Raw genomic sequence first — 18,556 nt, 5'->3', positions numbered from 1 at the left:
TATAAGGTAACGTCATGGTCAAATTTCAATCTATAGATTATTAGTCTATCTTTATAACTTACAAATTTTGGAAGAAAATAAATGTTTAATTTAGTTATGAATAAAATAAAAAGAAATATGAAAGCTTTAATAATATTTATATTTGTGCTGCAAGCTTTTATTCATTCCAATGCAACTGAGCTGCATGAGTCATTACAAGTAGTTCAACTACCTAAAGGGAAGGTGAAAGGTAAAGTTGAAGATAACATTGCTTTTTTTGGAGGAATTCCATATACAAAAGCGCCTGTTGGGGAGTTAAGGTGGCGTGCACCAGTTGCAGTGGAACCATGGGATAACATACATGATGCAACTAAATTCGGTGCTGTTTGTTTGCAACCTGAACATAATAAACAATTTATTAAATACGTTAAAAATCAAAGTGAAGATTGTTTAACATTGAATGTGTGGACTCCTTATGGCGTTAATAAAAAGGCAGTACCTAATATGCCAGTAATGGTGTGGATTCACGGTGGAGCTTTTGTTATAGGTTCAGGCTCCTTTCCAATTTATAATGGCACTGAATTTGCGAAAAATGGGATTGTACTCGTAACAATTAACTATAGGCTAGGAAACTTAGGTTTTTTTGGGCATCCAGCGATAACAACGGGTGATAATGGCGAAAGAACAGGAAATTTTGGCTTATTAGATCAAATTGCCGCCTTAAAATGGGTGCAAAATAATATATCTGCATTTGGTGGTGATAAAAATAATGTTACCATTTTTGGTGAGTCAGCTGGAGCGGTAAGCGTTAATTATTTAATGACATTACCCGAAACTAAAGGGTTATTTCATCGGGCTATTGCTCAATCAGGCGGTGGGCTCCAAATACCTACGGATAAAAGTATAAGTCGAAGAAGAAAACCATCAGAAGAAGAGCGAACAAAAGATCTATCAGGTTATTGGAAAATTGAAGGACACCAGATTGCTGATAAACTAAGAAACCTTCCAGCCAAGACAATGTTGAAATCGAACAAAAAAATAGGCATAGGCGGTGGTCCTTATACCGATGGTACTTTAATTTCCATGACTACTGCTAAAGCGTTTTCTAAAGGATTACAGCACGATGTACCATATTTAGCAGGATCTAATTCGTTTGAAGGAAGCTTAATGAATAAGATAATGAATGATAGAAACCCTGAGTTAATATTCTGGACCTTTGGTGATAAAAGAAAAGCAGCAAAAAAACTATATACTAAAAATGGTACATCTGCATACGATGCCTCCTTTGAATTCTTTGGCGATACTCTCTTTACGTCTGGTGCGCAGTTTTTAGTAGGAAAAATGGAGGCAAAAAAGTCTAAAGGTTGGTTATATTACTTTTCATATATAACTCATCATAAACGTGATAAAGCGAAAGGTGTTCCTCATGGTGGCGAAATTATATATGTGTTTGATACGCTAGAAAAGTGGAGCGACAAGGAGCTTTCTCGTATTACAGACAAAGATAATAACGTGAGTAAAACAATTCAATCTTATTGGATTAATTTTGCCAAGAAAGGAAACCCTAATTCAACGAATTTAGCTGACTGGCCTGAATATAATAAAGCATCACCTATAACGTTAGAATTTTCAATGGATGGGAAAGTTAACACAATAAAAAACTTTAAATCTGAAAAGCTAGAGTTCGTAACCAAGCATTTATTAACTAAAATTGAGTATTAGTTTATATTTTTGAGGCGAGGAGTATTATTTTTAACTTCTCCCTCACTTTTAATTTTCAATAGCTCAGATTTGACATGACAACTCTCTATTATTTTAGAAATGCGTGTTAGCTTATATTTGAGTTAAATACTTTTTCTATTTCTATTTCTATTTCTATTTCTATTAATTTATGCATATACCCGTTCCTCTTGAATATGCTCGTTTCAGGAAGTCTGAGTGATTCATTCATAATCAAGGCGCATTTTTTTATTAAGGGTTGTTTCTTTAAAAAGAAATTCTTGGCTAAATTTTAACCAGAATGTTTTCTTTTTGTATTAATTACACCTCTCAAAAAATCAAAATCTATCTTAAATTATTTTTAATTAAAAATAATATTCTATTTAATGATCCACGTAACTCATTGAAATATATTTGTTTTTATTGTTTTTGTGTCAGGCAATATTTTTATAATTTTACTTGAAAAATAAATAGAACAAGGTTATAGTCTGTAACCACTTGGTTACACCTTGTTTATTTTAGGTAACGGTTGTTTGTGGGGACACTAGAAAGTTAATGTAATAGCTAATTCAATAATAAATATTTTTGATGAGGCTGAATTAAAATGAAAGAAGAGGAAAAATAATGAAAAAAAATAATTCTCCAAGAATTTCAGTTTTAGCGCTTGCTATGATTTCAATATTCTCTAGTAATGTATTTGCTGAAGAAGCAAAAGAAAATGAGTATCTAGTAATTGAAAGAATAGAAGTGACCGCTCAAAAAAGAATTCAGTCAATTCAAGATGTGCCTATTGCACTATCAGCATTTAATGGTGATGAGTTAGAAGAAGCTGGTGTGATAACGTTTCAAGATTTAGAAACGGTAACCCCAAGTTTGAATATTAGAAGCAGTACTAATGAAAGTCGTGGTTCATCAATTAGAATACGTGGTGTAGGAACAACAGGTAATAATACAGGGCTCGAAGGTTCAGTTGGTATTTTTATTGATGGCGTTTACTTAAGTAGAGCTGGCATCGCAATGAATGACTTGATGGATATAGAAAGGGTTGAAATTCTAAGAGGGCCTCAAGGAACTCTCTTTGGAAAAAACACATCAACAGGTGCTATATCAATTAGTACTCGTTTACCTGACTTTGATTATGAAGCAGAGCTAGGATTGCAATATGGCTCTAATAATGATCAAAAAGTTAAAGGTTCAGTTACTGGAGGTTTAATTGAAGATAAGCTTGCAGGTAGATTTTCATTTACTCATCATACAAGTGATGGTGAAATTGAAGATATAAATACTAATATCTCATACAATGATAAAGATCGTTGGACAACTCGTGGCCAGCTTTTGTTTACACCGCAAGAAGATGTGAGCCTTAGAATTATTGCTGACTATGGTGAAAAAGATGAAAATTGTTGTGCTTCACCACACCTTCAATATGGTCCTACTGCTGCTTTACTTGAAGCTTTAGGCGGAACCCTTGCTGGTGCAGATCCATTTGAAAGAAAAGTAGCAGTTAATGGTGAACATTATAACTACGCAAAAGAATATGGTACGTCTGCTGAATTAAATTGGGAGCTTGATAGTGCATTACTTACCGCTATTTCAAGTTATAGAAATTATTCTTATGATATCGCAACTGATGGAGACCGTTCAGATTTAGATCTTAATAATACTAGTGTCTCTTCGGAAGTAAAAGCAACTACACATGAATTGCGCCTGCAAGGTGAAAAGGGCATCATGAACTGGATGCTTGGGTTATACTTTTTTGAAGAAGATATTGTTGAACAATCTAACTCTCTTTACGGAAGTATGCTTGGTGAATATGTTTCTAACTTAGCTCCTTTGCCTGATAATATTAAAGCCTATGTAGCGTCAACATATGTTGAAGGAGGAGGGGCTGTTTTAAATGACTTTAGTCAAGAAACTGATGGTTGGGCTATATTTACGCATAATGATTTTACACTTACAGAAAAATTAAATTTAACTGCTGGTTTACGTTATAACTCAGAGAAGAAAAAAGGAAGTGGTAAGTTTACTACTGAAAGTAGTTCACTGTGCGGTCATGCACAGCTTGGAGCATTAGGTTTTCTTTGCCCTGTAGATGATTTTGATTCAAACACTAAGTATGAAGAAGTGACAGGTACATTAAAATTGTCATACTCACTTAATGATGATGCTATGTTATTTGGTGGTTACAGTCATGGCTTTAAAGCGGGTGGTATTAACTTAAGTCGCGATGCTAAAATATATGAATTTCTTCCTGAAAAAGTTGATTCATGGGAGCTAGGCGTCAAGTCAGAATTTTTTGACAATTTGGTAAGAACCAATATTTCTACTTACTACTCAGAATTTAAAGATTACCAACTTAATACTTATGATGGAACGAGTTTTACAATTTCAAATGCAGCGGGTGTCATATCAAAGGGTATTGAATTAGATGTAACAGCGATAGTTTCTGAAAATTTAATGATTCAAGTTGGTTATGCTTATAATGATGCACGTTATACAAATGATACTATTGATGGTGAATTAGCAGGTCGACAAATCAATAGCGCTCCAAAAAATACAGTAACACTTGCCTTTTTATACTCTAAGGAATTAACTGAAAATACAGATATTTTTGCCAATATAAATGGTAGAAATCAAAGTGGAGCAAATACTGGTTCTAATTTAGCACCAGAAAAATATCAAGATGCTTATACAATTATTAATGCGCGAGTGGGAATTCGAGCTATGGACGATAGTTGGGAGTTAGCGTTATATGGGAAAAATGTATTAGATGAAGAGTATATGAATGTGGCTATTGATACGCCTGCACAATCTGGAAGTTTGAACGCATATATTGGTCAAGAAGCTAGTTATGGTATCTCGGCAACGTTTAGATTTTAGAGGTTTGCTGTAATGTGCTTTTGCAGTACCGAAAATAATTAGTACGTATATTTTGAATAAATTAAAATGTTGGTTGTTGCTTATTATGACGGTACTTTAAATAATACCTTATGAAAATGTCTAATATTTTATAGTAATGAAGTATTATTTAATGAAAATTAGTTACATGCTTAATTAAATTATGGAAATAGTAAAACTATGAGTACTGATCAAATCGAAGATATTTCTTATGAAGAGAGTGTTGAAAGGCACCGTAAAAATAGGCATCGTAAATTGCTAAGACAGTCTGCAGCAGTCTTCGCTAAATCAGGGGCTTTACGGATGTCTATGGATAAACTTGGTAAAGAGTTAGGTATTAGTAAAGTGGTTTTATATCGATACTTTAATTCTAAGGATGATTTAATTAACTTAATGCTTTCTGAGTTTTCAGATCAACTTTTGGATACCGATTCACGTGATTTAGGATGGGGACGAAAGGTTGTTTCTGCCAATCTTACTGTGGTACGACAAAATCAAGACGCATTTTTATTTTTAATGCGACATACTATTCATGACCCTAAATTTGGACATCATTATAAAAGGATTCATGATCAGTTAGTTGAGAATACAATAGAAAGGATCACAAAAGATTATAGCGATATTGAAAACGATGTTATTGATGTTGAATTCTTTTCAAGGCGATTATGTACTTTCGTTCTTGACTCTATCAAAGGTTGGGTAGAAACAGGAAACAAAGATAAAGATCGAGAATTTGTTCGATGGGTTGTTCAATCCATGGCAGGACTAGGGCGCTCTTGGAGCGAACCACCGAGTTAAATCTAAAGTTTAAACCTTGTATTACCTGCAAGGTTAAGAATTACTCCTATTACATAAATCTTTTTAAAGGTTAACAAAATGAAAGAACTCTCACCCTCTATGGATGCAGTGATGGATTCGCTGATTAAAAATTTGACTGCAAAAGGCAGTATGTTTGAAACTGAAAATAGAAATTTAGATGGTATAGATTATCCATTTTTTAAAAATTTATTACCAAATTTGAATAGCTTATATCAAATGGGTGGTCAGTTTTCTGACAAAAAATTTCTTGTTCATCATGATAAAAGCTTAACATTTAAGGGAACATTAGAAAGAGTTGAAAAGTTAGCTAAGATTTTAGTGGCAGAGTATGGTTTAAAGAAAAATGATCGCGTCGGTATTGCCATGCGTAATTCTCCAGAGTGGTGCATTGCATTTATGGCAATAACTGCCGCAGGTGGTGTTGCTGTAGCAATGAATTCATGGTGGAAAAAAGATGAATTAATTTATGCCATTAAAGATACAAACCCAAGAGTAATGTTTGTAGACGATAAGCGTTGTTCATATATAGAACCGTTTATTGAAGAATATGGTTTTAATGTGGTTATAGATAAACTTTCAGATAACTTTTCTTATACACATTCTCACCGTTCCATAGCGTGTTTTGATGAATTAATGAATAAAAAATTAGAAGACTCAATTCTTTTACCAGAAGTAAATCAAAATGATAACGCAGTAATTTTTTATACATCAGGCTCTACAGGTTTCCCTAAAGGGGCGCTATCTACTCATAGAATGTTATTAAATACAATTTTTACCTGGGCTTTAACCGCAACGGCTTTTGGGTTGTTAAATCAGAAAAAAGATAAACCGACCGAACATCAATTGTCAGCACTTCTTTGTTTACCTCTTTTTCATGTAACCGCATGTTATAGCGCATTTTTACTTTCTTTAGCTATTGGGAGGAAAATTGTTTTCATTGATAAGTGGGATGTTGAAATAGCCATGCAAAAAATCGAAGAAGAAAAAGTCACTCATTTTATTGGTGTTCCAACTATGAGTTATGAACTATTGCATTGTACTAAACGAGAAGAATACGACTTATCAAGTTTGGCTGAAATTGGTGGAGGTGGATCGGCTAGGCCCTCTTCACAAGTAAAAGAAATTCAAGAAGCATTTCAAATTCCTTTAACAACTGGCTATGGAATGACCGAAACTAATGGTGTTGGTTGTATAAATGGTGGTGACAATTATCTTGAAAAACCTGATTCAGTAGGAAAAGCAACAGCACCTACTACGTTGATTAAGATTGTTGATGATAATGGCGTTGAGGTTTGTACAGGCCAACGAGGTGAAATATTAATTAAATCAGCATCTAATATTAAATGTTATTGGAATGATGAAAAAGCAACCGATGAATTGTTTGTGGATGGCTGGGTAAAAACGGGTGATATAGGTTTTCTTGATGAACAAGAATATTTATTTATTGTTGATCGAAAAAAAGACATTGTTATTCGAGGTGGCGAAAACATCAGTACTCAAGAGGTTGAATCTTCGATTGCGGCACATCCTTCGGTTAAAGAAGTGTGTGTGTTTGGTATCCCAGATGAAAGGTTAGGAGAAGTCCCTATTGCTATTGCTGCACTACATGACAAGGCAGAGCTTAGTAAAGAATCCTTAATTCATTTTTTAAATAATAATATTGCCCATTTTAAAGTCCCAGTAGATATTCAAATTATGTGTGGTGCTTTACCTCGCGGTGCAACAGGAAAAATGGATAAATTAAATATCCGTAAAGAATATCTAAATTCGCTTCTTAAGTAACTTTTAATAGGCAAAATAAGGAGACAAATATATGAAGATTATAAAAACGCTAGCAGAAGCAAAGGAAACAATTGGAATTGCTGAGAAGCCAACTAACTGGCTGAAAATAGAGCAATCTCAAATAGATCTATTTGCTGATGTTACGCACGATCATCAATTTATACATGTTGATCCTGATAAAGCTAAATATACGCCATTTGAAAGCACTATTGCGCATGGTTTTTTAAGTTTGTCACTCATATCTCACTTTGCTAAAGAGTTTGGTTTTTCTTTTTTAAACGCTGTTATGGCGTTTAACTATGGTTTAGATAAGGTTCGGTTTATCTCGCCTGTTAAGTCTGGCAGTGAAATACGTGCTGTCGCAACAATAATGGATATCACTGAAAAATCACCTAATCAATATTTGGCTAAATATGAAATAGTGATTGAAATTAAAGGTGAAGAAAAACCCGCACTGATCGCCCAATGGCTTGTTCTGCAAGTTACTAAATAACTAAAAAAATATAGGAATAAATGATGAATATTATGTTTGATGAACAGGTTGCTATTGTTACTGGCTCAGGAAATGGTCTCGGTCGCTCTCACGCTGTCGAGTTAGCTAAACGTGGTGCTAAGGTTGTCATTAATGAACTAGTCAAGGATGACCCTTCAGCATTAGAAACCGTTGATATTATTGAAAAATTAGGTGGTGAAGCCATTGCGCTTCATGCCAATGTTGCAAATTATGATGAAGTTGAACAAATGGTTCAAAGCACTATGGATAAGTGGGGACGAGTAGATATTTTAATTAACAACGCGGGAGTTTTACGAGATAAAAGCTTCTCCAAGATGACACTTGATGATTTTAAATTAGTTATAGATGTTCATTTGATGGGGAGTGTTAATTGTACAAAAGCAGTTTGGGAAATAATGAAACAACAAAATTATGGCCGTATTGTTATGACTACATCATCTAGTGGTATGTATGGAAATTTTGGTCAATCAAATTATGGTGCAGCAAAAATGGCTGTGATTGGTTTGATGAATACTCTTGTTATTGAAGGGGAAAAATCAGATATCAAAGTGAATGCTTTATCTCCATCGGCTGGTACCCAAATGACAGAAGGGCTAATTCCACCAGCTGCTTTTGATTTAATGACGACAGAGTCAGTGAGTGCAGCATTACTCACTTTATGCCATAAAGAATCGCCTAATCGCACTATTTTATGTGCAGGTGCAGGTGGTTATGCATCTACACATGTTTTTGAAACTGAAGGTATTTACTTGCCAAAACAAGAACAAAACCCAGAAACCATTGTGGCTAAATGGACTGGAATACAAGATATGTCATCTCAAAAAGAATTAACCAGTGGAGCTCAACAAACAGAGAAGTTTCTATACAAAGCTATGGCTGCTTCAGGGGTAAAGCTGTAATCAACACAAAGCTTATCTATTTACTTAACTTAGCAAAATAAATTTTATAGGACAGGATCATGACAAAAGAAGCAGTAATTGTTTCAACAGCCCGCACCCCTATCGGAAAAGCATACCGAGGCGCATTTAATATTACTAATTCTCCCACACTAGGTGGATTAGCTATAAGAGCTGCTATTGCAAGAGCAGGTATAGATGCAAAAGAAATTGACGACGTAATTATGGGCTGTGCCGCACCGCAGGGAAGCTCTGGCTATAATGTTGGGCGTTTGGCTGCTCTTGCTGGTGGTGTTCCTGTTAGCGTTTCTGGTATGACAATAGATCGTCAGTGCTCATCTGGTTTGATGGCCATTGCAACGGCAGCAAAACAAATTATTTGTGATGGAATGAATGTCACAGTGGCTGGTGGTTTAGAGTCTATTTCATTAGTACAAAATGAACATATGAATACTTATAAAATGATAGATAAAGAACTTGAACAAGTTCATCCCGATATTTATATGCCTATGTTAAATACGGCTGAGATTGTGGCAAATAGATATGGAATTTCACGAGAAAAACAAGATATTTACGCTTTTTCATCGCAACAAAAAACATGGATGGCTCAGCAAGCTGGTCATTTTGACCAAGAAATTGTTGAAGTTGAAGTAACTAAAGCAGTTTTTAATAAAGACACTAAAGAAACTTCGTTCCAGAGTGTTTCCTTAGCCAAAGACGAGTGTAATCGTCCTGAAACAAGTTTAGATCGATTATCTAATTTATCTCCAGTGATTGAAGGCGGTTCAATCACTGCTGGTAATGCAAGTCAATTGTCTGATGGTGCTTCTGCAATGGTACTTATGAATAGAAAATTAGCAGAACAGAGGGGGCTTTCACCTTTAGGCATTTATAGAGGCATTGCCGTAGCAGGTTGTGAACCAGATGAAATGGGTATTGGCCCTGTTTATGCTATTCCTAAGTTACTTAAAACTCATGGGCTAAAAATTGATGATATAGGTTTATGGGAGTTAAATGAAGCGTTTGCCGTTCAAGTGCTCTATTGTTGTAATAAATTAGGTATTCCAGAAGACCGATTAAATGTGAATGGAGGCGCTATTGCTATTGGTCATCCATATGGCATGAGTGGTGCTCGTATGGTAGGGCATGCGCTCATTGAAGGCCGACGTAGAGGCGTTAAATATGTTGTTATAACTATGTGTATTGGCGGTGGTATGGGAGCAGCAGGCTTATTTGAAGTTTGCTAATTAGCTATAGATAAAATGATGAGTAAAAAGCTTACTCAATTTAAATTTGTTATTTAACAAATCGGAGAATAAGAATGTTTAAAATACTATATAAGTGGAGTTTTATAATTATTACTGTTTTTTCAATACAAGCTCAAGCGAATGCAAAAAATAGTGATGTTGATTTAATCCAACAAATACAAAGTATAACCGAAGAGGCTTATATTTTTGCTTACCCTATGTTACAGAATTATAAATCACTATACTCGCGAACAGTATTGGGTAAAAAACCAATTAATGTGTTCTCGCATAGGCAAAAATTACTCGGACCAAAGTTTACCGCTATTGTTGGTCCCAATAACGATACATTGTATTCAGCAAGTTGGTTAGATTTATCTGGCGGTCCTTTGGTTATCAGGGTACCAGAGGTAGAAAAGAGTCGATATTACTCCATACAGTTAATAGATATGTATACTCATAATTTTGCATATATAGGACAACGTTCTACAGGGAGTAAGGCGGGCTCTTACGTTATTGTTGGACCTAATCATGATTTGGGTGATTTAGCGTCTAAGTATAGTGGTGTTTTTCAATCTGAAACGAATTTTGCATTTGCAATCGGACGTATGTTAGCAAAAGGAAGCAAAGATGAAAAAGTTGCAGCAAACTTATTAAAACAATATCAATTATATCCATTAAACCCATTGTCAGACAACAATATATCAAAACTATCTGAAGAATTACCACCTTATTCATTGGATATAGTACAAAGCTATAAATTTATAGAACTTTTTAACTATCTTTTAAGTCATGTTTCTATTCATCCATCTGAAGATAAATTAGTTTCTAGCTTTTCCAAAATAGGCATTGGTGCTGGTAAAACATTTGATATGGCAAGTTATTCTCCTGAAGTTCAAGCGGCAATAAAAGCAGGAGTAAAGTCTGCTTTATCAAAAATTTCAGCAGAAAGTAAATTGATTGGCGCTCAGGTAGCTGGTTGGAATACGACATACCTAGGCTTTGGTTCAAGAAATGTTATGCAAGGAAAGTACTTGTTGCGTGCTGCTGCGGCCATGATTGCACTTTATGGAAATGACAGAGAAGAGAACAGTTCTTTTTCTCGTCAGGTCGATCAAAAAAGGCAATCTTTAGATGGTTCACTTAATGATAATTCGTCGGTATACACACTTCGCTTTGAAAAAGGCCATTTTCCTCAGTCTGATGCTTTTTGGTCTTTAACAATGTATCGCTTACCAGAAGTATTGCTATATGAAAATGAAATACAACGCTACTCCATTGGTGATAGAACGAAGAATTTAAATTATGCAGAGGATGGTTCTTTAACATTTTATATTCAGCATAAAGCACCAGAGGGGGATAAATTAAAAAATTGGCTACCAGCGCCAGCAGGACCATTTGCGTTAGCTTTACGAACCTATTTACCTAAACCTGCTGTTTATTTAGGTGAGTGGTTACCTCCTGAAGTTAAAAGAGTGCGTTAATAAATACACTTAGTTTGTGTCATTAATCATACGTATAAAAGTGAAAAATTTAGGAATAAAAATGAATATTGATTTTAGTGAAAGTGAAAAATTATTTCAGCAAGAAGTAAGAGAATTTCTAGCTAATAAATTGCCAAAAACGTTAAAAGAAAAAATAGCTAACGGAATTAATTTAACCAAAGAAGATCATGTTGAATGGCAAAAAGTATTATATGAAAAAGGCTGGGCAGGTGAAAATTGGCCTGTAGAGCATGGTGGAACAGGTTGGACCTCGACAGAAAAGTATATTTATAACATGGAATGTGCTGCTGTTGGTGCGCCAATGGTTGTTGCATTTGGCTTAAAAATGGTTGCTCCTATTATTTATCAGTTTGGTAATGAAGAACAAAAGAAGCGCTTTTTACCTGATATCCTTTCAAGTAAAGTTTGGTGGTGTCAAGGTTATTCTGAGCCCAATGCAGGCTCAGATCTAGCAAGCTTAAAAACTAAAGCTGTACGGCAAGGAGATTATTATATAGTCAATGGGGTTAAGACATGGACAACATTGGCACAATACGCTGATTGGATTTTTTGTCTTGTTCGTACTGATGATAGTGGTAGAAAGCAGGAGGGGATAAGTTTTTTACTTATTGATATGAAAACGCCAGGAATTACAGTAAAACCTATCATTACTCTAGATGGGCGTAGAGAAGTTAATGAGGTATTTTTTGATAATGTTAAAGTGCCTGTAAATAACTTAATTGGTGAAGAAGGAAAAGGCTGGACTTATGCAAAAGTTTTGCTCACACATGAAAGAACCAATATTGCGGGTGTTGTTTCATCAACTAATAAAATTGCTGCTATGCATAAACTGCTTGAAACACCACCTAAAGGTATGCCTAATTTACGAAACAATAATGAATTTATGACTAAACTGGTTGAAGCTGAAGTTGAGCTTAAAGCTTTGGAGTATACCGAACTGAGAGTGCTATCTTCAATTTCAATAGGAAAAGCCCCTGGTCCTGAATCATCTATTTTGAAAATTAAAGGCACGGAGGTACAACATATGATTGATGAATTGTATGTTGAATTAGCTGGCGTATATGCGCTTCCTTTTGTTCCCCATCAATATGATGAAGTCGTTGAGTCGGTAGGGCCGCACTTTGCTGCCGATACGGCACCTTATTATTTCAATAATAGAAAAGCCACAATATACGGCGGCACTAACGAAGTTCAAAAAAATATTATTGGTAAACAAGTTTTAGGTCTTTAGGAGAAATTATTATGGATTTTTCATTAAATGAAGTTCAACAAATGCTGCAAGATAGTGCTTCAAAGTTTATTCAAAATGATTATGATTTTGAAACTCGCCAACATTATTCAAAATGTGAAGTAGGGTTTAACCCTGACAATTGGGGCGTTTTTGCCGAACTTGGTTGGTTAGCACTGCCATTTGAGGAAAAATATGGTGGTCTTAATGGAAGTTTAGTTGATTTAGTTGTTTTACACACCGAATTAGGAAAAGGCTTGATAACAGAACCTTTGATGTCAACGGTGGTTTTATCAGGCAATATAATTCAACGACATGGCACCGAAAAGCAAAAAGAACAATTATTAACAAAAATTATTGCTGGTGAAATGAAGTTGGCCTTAGCCAGTACAGAGTCTGATGTGCAACATGATGTTACTCGAATTTCGACCGTTGCTAAACCCGTATCAGATGGTTATATGATTGATGGTTTTAAGTCTGTTGTTTTAAGTGCTTCTGTGGCGGATAAAATTATTGTTGTTGCTCGCACAAGTGGGGAATTAGGAGATACCGAGGGTTTGTCGTTATTTCTTGTCGATCCAGAACAATCAGGTGTCATTATTAATAGCTATCCAACAAATGATGGTGGTTTGGCTGCGGATATCACTTTACAAAATGTTTTAGTGTCTAGTGACCATGTGTTAGGTGAAACAGATACAGCTTATCAAGCCATTAAAGCGGTTCTAAATGACGCTATGGTTGTTATCTCTGCCGAAGCGGTAGGTGCAATGGAAAAATTATTACACTCAACTGTTGAGTTCACGAAAGTTAGACAGCAGTTTGGGAAACCTATTAGCAGTTTTCAGGTTTTACAACATCGCATGGTAGATATGTTTGTTGAATATGAACAAGCGAAATCAATGCTTTATTTTGGTGCTATTAATATTAAAGGTTCAGACAAAGATTCAAATAAAGCCGCTGCCATGTTGAAAATAAAAATTGGCAATGCGGGTAAAATAATTGGTCAATCTGCCGTACAGCTTCACGGAGGTATGGGGATAACTGATGAGCTTGATATCGGACATTTTTTCAAGCGATTAACCATGATTAACACTTCCTTTGGTTCTAATTACGAACACTTGGACTACTTGGCTAAACAACAGCAAAAGTTGCTTAACCACTAAGCAGTTTACATAAAAAACCGATGAACTTTATTTTCAGGTTTTTGTGATTTCTAACTTGAACTGTAATTGAATAAGGTTCACCGTAATGAAAGAAAAATTGAGTGGTATAAATTACCAAAAAGACAGTGCTGGTATTGTTGTTTTGACTTTGGATTTAGATGGTCCTGTAAATATGATGAATGCTCAGTACTGTCATGAAATATCAGATGCGCTTTCTCAGCTGGAAGCAGAAGAAAACTTGTCTGGTGTTGTAATAACGTCAGCAAAAACTACTTTTTTTGCAGGAGCTGATTTAAGTGCATTTGCTTCTGTAAGAAAAGAAGAAGAATATCAGCAGTTTAGAATTATCGAAGATGCTATTAAAGCACCTTTACGACGATTAGAAAAATTGCAAGTTCCTGTTGTTTCAGCAATAAATGGTTCAGCATTGGGCGGTGGTTTAGAGATATGTTTAGCATGTAATTACCGCTTATTAATTAATTCAAATAAAGCATTAGTTGGGTTACCTGAAGTTAATTTAGGTCTTTTACCGGGTGGTGGTGGCATTGTACGTGCTATTCATATGCTGGGTGTTGAAAAAGCATTACCATTGTTATTGGAAGGCAAGCAATTAAAGCCAGCTCAAGCTTTAAAAGCTGGTTTTGTAGATGAACTAGTTGAAAATGTTGACAGTTTACTTGATGTTGCTAAGGCTTGGATTAGAAATAACCCTAATAGATTTGTACAACCTTGGGATGTTAAAAATTACGCTATTCCTGGAGGAGATGTAAATAATGCCTATATTGTACAATTACTGTCAAATACTCGAACATTAATTCAGCAAAAAACGAGAGGTTTATTACCTGCACCATTACGAATATTAGATGTTGTATATGACGTCATTAGTGCTAGTTTTGACATTGCGTTAACTGAAGAATCAAAAGGGTTTGCTCACCTTGTCACTACGCCTCAAGCTAAAAATATAATTGCTTCAAGCTTTTTTCAAATGAATAGTATTCGAGGTGGTATTAGTCGGCCCAAAAATTATCCCTATTCAAAGATTAAAAAGGTAGGTGTAATTGGTGCAGGAATGATGGGACAAGGAATTGCTTATGCATCAGCTATTGTAGGTATTGAGGTAGTACTTAAGGACATAGAACTTGATGAAGCAGAGAAAGGAAAAGCATATTCTGCAACCCTATTCAATAAACAAATTAAACACGGTTTAAAGTCTGAAATTGATAAAGAAAAAGCGTTAGATTTAATAAAGACAACCGATGATTACGCAGATCTTGAAGGCTGTGATTTAATTATTGAAGCGGTATTTGAAAACCTAGCACTCAAAACAAAAATCATTCAAGATGCTGAAAAATATTTATCTAAAGACTGTGTATTTGGGTCTAATACATCAACACTTCCGATAACAACATTAGCAAAAGCAAGCGGTAATCCAGAAAGTTTTATCGGTGTTCATTTTTTTTCGCCTGTTAATAAAATGCCATTAGTAGAAATTATTTGTGGCGAGAAAACAAGTGATGAAACGTTGGCAAAGGCATTTGATTACGCTTGTCAAATACGAAAAACAGCTATTGTTGTTCGTGATTCTGTTGGTTTTTTTACTTCGCGTGTATTTGGAACTTATACCGACGAAGGAGCTCGTTTACTTGTTGAAGGTGTTGACCCTTTACTTATTGACGCAATGGGGAAATCAATTGGTATGCCTGTTGGGCCTCTGGCCGTTCAAGATGAGGTGAGTCAGGAGTTAACACGTAAAATTGCTGAAACACATAGAGAGATGGGGTTATATGGTTCTTCTGTTGATAACTCTTGTTGTACTGATTTAAGTGAAAAAATGATCAGTGAATTTGGACGCGGAGGACGGTATCACGGTGGTGGGTATTATGAATATCCACCAGATAGCGAAAAATTTATTTGGCCTAAATTATATGAGTTATTTTACAAACCTGAATTGAGCATGAGCGAAAACGATATTAAAGAACGTCTTTTATTTAGACAAGTGCTTGAAAGTTTAAAATGTTTACAGGAAGGTGTTTTATGCTCTGTTGCTGACGGTAATGTTGGATCATTATTAGGGATAGGAGCCCCATTATGGACGGGTGGGTTTATACAGTTTGTTAATACCTATGAATATAACGGACATATTGGTTTGAAAGCTTTTAATCAACGCTGTTATGAATTAAAGACGTTATATGGCACGAGATTTACTGCACCCACTATTCTGCTTGATAAGCAAAATGCTAACGAAACTTTTACTTAATTAACCTAATACCATTTTATCAATTGGTATAACTATCAATGTATACAACGGAGTCATTATGGAACTTTCTAGAGCACACTTTAAATATATCTTTATTAATCAAGGGGTAGTGGCATCAATATTTAACTTTTTATTAAATGGTTTAATAGCTTGGCTGGTTTTTGGTTCACTTGATTTGATACCATCATGGGGTGATCCCAGTGTAGGTGTCGATATTATAGTAACAGCATTTTTATTACCTTATTTAATTACAGTTATTGTGAGTGCTATTGTTAAAAAAGAAGTTATTCATCATAAAGCACCAAAGCTAGTAATACCTAGTATTGCACAAACTAAATGGCTTTTAGTTTCGCCACTCAAATTTGGAATTTTTATGGGAGGATTAGGTTTGTTTTTCTTTGCTTTACCGCTTATTTGGGTTTTAAATATTGCGGGACTTGAGTTTGTTTCGTCTGAAAAATTTATTATTTTTAAAGGTGGTTGGACAGCGATCATGGCATTATTGTTTACTCCTATTGTTGCTTTGTGGGCCACTGTAAAATTTTCTAACAAGTAATACCATATATGGTATTACTTCGATTTTAAGACAATTTGAATCGTTGAAATTGAAAGCATTACCCCCATGATTTAATACAATACCAATAAAAATTAATCGTTACAAAGCTTATTTAAGGATACTACAATAGCAACTATTTAAAATAGGTTATTAATTGAAATTTACTCAATTGAAATTGTATCAATTAAACCAAATTAATTGATACAATAGTATTTCAAACGGTCTTTATTGGGGATATCTTTTGGCGACTTCTTTAGTCAAAATTAGTTTTTTTATTATTGTTTTCGTTTTTTTACAATGTAAGGTATTGGGTGCGCCAAATCAGTCAATTCAGTTAATTGCTGGCTTATCAAAACCACCATTTATCCTGTCAGGTGATAAAGGTATGCAAATTGAGATAGTCAAAGCTGCATTTGCAGCAAGCAGTTATGATGTTAGTTTTATGCACTTACCATTAGGTTTGCATATGGGGGTTTATAAGCGGCGCGATGTTGATGGACTTATCACGTTAACAAGCAAAACTAATGAGGTAGGCTTGTACTTATCTAAGCCTTATATTGACTATCAAAATGTTGTTGTGACGTTAGCAAAAAATAACTTTTATATAACGCAATTATCTGATTTAGCAAAACTACGCGTTGCTGCATTTCAAAATGCGGGTCTATTTTTAGGTGACGATTACGCTAATATTTTCACCGGTTCTAATGGCTACATTGAAATTGCGGATCAAAAAAGCCAGTTGGCATTACTTTTTACTGACCGGGTTGATGCGATTATAATGGATGTGAATATTTTTAAGTATATGTTGGTTGAATTACAAAATAGAAAAAAGTATTTAAACATTTACTCAAAGGACGTCGTTATTTACCCTTTGTTTGAGCCAAATAATTATGTAGCAGGTTTTAATACTAATGAACTTAAAACACTGTTTGATAAAGGTATAACAGAGATTAAGGGCACGGGACAATATCAAAAAATAGTGAACAGTTACCTTAAGCCTCATCCGCTTTAGATATTGGCGATAAAAATAGCACGTTGTGGGGCAGGGTAGCCTTCAATGGTTTTGTTATTATTGTTAGGATCAAGAAAGTCAGATAATGACTCGGTATCAATCCATTGTGTTTTTCGTTGTTCGTCTATCGCCGTAATGTCAGTATTAACAACGCGTATATTTTTAAAGCCGCAGCGTTCCATCCATGCACACATTGCTTTTGCACTAGGTAAAAACCAAACATTACGCATTTTTGCGTAGCGTTCGCCAGGGACTAATACAGTGTTTTCATCGCCGTCAACAATCAGAGTTTCTAATATTAATTCTCCTCCTTGTGTTAACTGTGATTTTAATTGATATAGAAAATCAATGGGGGAGCGGCGGTGATATAAAACCCCCATAGCAAATACTGTGTCGAATGCTTTTAATTCTGGTAAGTCTTCAACGCCTAGTGGCAACAGGTTCACTTTATCGTCTTGAATAAAATGTTGAACGGCATTAAATTGCATTAGAAATAATTGGGTTGGGTCAATACCCACAACAAATTTAGCACCAGCTCCGCGCATGCGCCACAAATGATAACCGCTACCACAACCTATATCGAGTACATATTTATTCGACAAGTCGCTAATGTGCTCTGCTAGTCGGTCCCATTTAAAATCACTACGCCATTCTGTATCTATATGTAAGCCGTGAATATGGTATGGCCCTTTGCGCCACGGTTTGAATTTTTTGAGTAAGTTTTCTAAGCGTTTGCTTTCACCTTCATTTAAGTCACCTTGGTTACCTACACTAACGCTGTGGACTAAATCCACTGAGGTTTGTTGTGCTGCAGGCAGTGCGTCTAGTGTTTTTTGCCAATGTTTATATTCTCCATGTAAGTTGTTTTTTTGCCAAAAATCAAGCTGGGCAGGCAGTGTTGTTAGCCAAGAGCTTAAGCGATTGGTGGCAATTTGTTGATAAAACTTACTGAAGTTTGTCATAAAATAGTGTCTTAATATCTTT

General features: G+C 35.1%; 14 protein-coding genes. 13 read left to right on the top strand and 1 reads right to left on the bottom strand.

The features are described from left to right. The first annotated feature begins 81 nt into the window (after nt 1-81). The 13 genes from ACE1OF_RS01375 (at nt 82) to ACE1OF_RS01315 (ending at nt 17,572) form a co-directional block, all read left to right on the top strand. The gene (locus ACE1OF_RS01375; protein ID WP_448892163.1) at nt 82-1,701 is read left to right on the top strand and encodes a carboxylesterase/lipase family protein; all 1,620 of its coding nucleotides are present in this window, start codon (nt 82-84) and stop codon (nt 1,699-1,701) included. Nucleotides 1,702-2,322: 621 nt separating this feature from the next. After that, nucleotides 2,323-4,578 (top strand): TonB-dependent receptor, encoded by a 2,256-nt coding sequence (locus ACE1OF_RS01370; protein ID WP_448892161.1) that lies wholly within the window; start codon nt 2,323-2,325, stop codon nt 4,576-4,578. A 273-nt stretch (nt 4,579-4,851) separates the two neighbouring features. Next, nucleotides 4,852-5,394 carry a TetR/AcrR family transcriptional regulator gene (locus ACE1OF_RS01365; protein ID WP_448892159.1) on the top strand — a complete coding sequence of 181 codons (543 nt, stop codon included), beginning with the start codon at nt 4,852-4,854 and terminating at the stop codon, nt 5,392-5,394. Nucleotides 5,395-5,472: 78 nt separating this feature from the next. Further along, entirely contained in the window at nt 5,473-7,197 is a 1,725-nt protein-coding gene (locus ACE1OF_RS01360; RefSeq protein WP_448892157.1) for a class I adenylate-forming enzyme family protein, read from the top strand. Nucleotides 7,198-7,228: 31 nt separating this feature from the next. Further along, nucleotides 7,229-7,690 carry a MaoC family dehydratase gene (locus ACE1OF_RS01355; RefSeq protein WP_448892155.1) on the top strand — a complete coding sequence of 154 codons (462 nt, stop codon included), beginning with the start codon at nt 7,229-7,231 and terminating at the stop codon, nt 7,688-7,690. A gap of 23 nt (nt 7,691-7,713) precedes the next feature. Further along, a complete protein-coding gene (locus ACE1OF_RS01350; RefSeq protein ID WP_448892153.1) occupies nt 7,714-8,610 on the top strand; it encodes an SDR family NAD(P)-dependent oxidoreductase in 897 nt (298 codons plus the stop codon). 59 nt (nt 8,611-8,669) lie between these two features. Then, nucleotides 8,670-9,854 carry an acetyl-CoA C-acyltransferase gene (locus ACE1OF_RS01345; protein ID WP_448892151.1) on the top strand — a complete coding sequence of 395 codons (1,185 nt, stop codon included), beginning with the start codon at nt 8,670-8,672 and terminating at the stop codon, nt 9,852-9,854. Nucleotides 9,855-9,928: 74 nt separating this feature from the next. Further along, the gene (locus tag ACE1OF_RS01340) at nt 9,929-11,335 is read left to right on the top strand and encodes a DUF1254 domain-containing protein (protein ID WP_448892149.1); all 1,407 of its coding nucleotides are present in this window, start codon (nt 9,929-9,931) and stop codon (nt 11,333-11,335) included. Nucleotides 11,336-11,396: 61 nt separating this feature from the next. Beyond that, a complete protein-coding gene (locus tag ACE1OF_RS01335; protein ID WP_448892147.1) occupies nt 11,397-12,587 on the top strand; it encodes an acyl-CoA dehydrogenase family protein in 1,191 nt (396 codons plus the stop codon). Between the two features lie 11 nt (nt 12,588-12,598). Further along, nucleotides 12,599-13,747: an acyl-CoA dehydrogenase family protein gene (locus ACE1OF_RS01330; RefSeq protein ID WP_448892145.1), complete on the top strand. Its 1,149-nt coding sequence runs from the start codon at nt 12,599-12,601 to the stop codon at nt 13,745-13,747. An 85-nt stretch (nt 13,748-13,832) separates the two neighbouring features. Further along, the gene (locus ACE1OF_RS01325; RefSeq protein ID WP_448892143.1) at nt 13,833-16,004 is read left to right on the top strand and encodes a 3-hydroxyacyl-CoA dehydrogenase NAD-binding domain-containing protein; all 2,172 of its coding nucleotides are present in this window, start codon (nt 13,833-13,835) and stop codon (nt 16,002-16,004) included. A 58-nt stretch (nt 16,005-16,062) separates the two neighbouring features. Then, nucleotides 16,063-16,560: a hypothetical protein gene (locus ACE1OF_RS01320; RefSeq protein ID WP_448892141.1), complete on the top strand. Its 498-nt coding sequence runs from the start codon at nt 16,063-16,065 to the stop codon at nt 16,558-16,560. Between the two features lie 241 nt (nt 16,561-16,801). Then, a complete protein-coding gene (locus ACE1OF_RS01315) occupies nt 16,802-17,572 on the top strand; it encodes a substrate-binding periplasmic protein (protein WP_448892139.1) in 771 nt (256 codons plus the stop codon). Here ACE1OF_RS01315 and cmoB read toward each other — a convergent pair. After that, a complete protein-coding gene (cmoB, locus tag ACE1OF_RS01310) occupies nt 17,569-18,534 on the bottom strand; it encodes a tRNA 5-methoxyuridine(34)/uridine 5-oxyacetic acid(34) synthase CmoB (protein ID WP_448892137.1) in 966 nt (321 codons plus the stop codon). The two genes, ACE1OF_RS01315 and cmoB, sit on opposite strands and share 4 nt — an antisense overlap. Nucleotides 18,535-18,556: the final 22 nt, after the last annotated feature.

This window comes from Colwellia sp. E150_009, from assembly GCF_053543955.1.
Note: the sequence above shows the minus strand (reverse complement) of the source record. Positions and strands in the feature narration are given on the sequence as shown.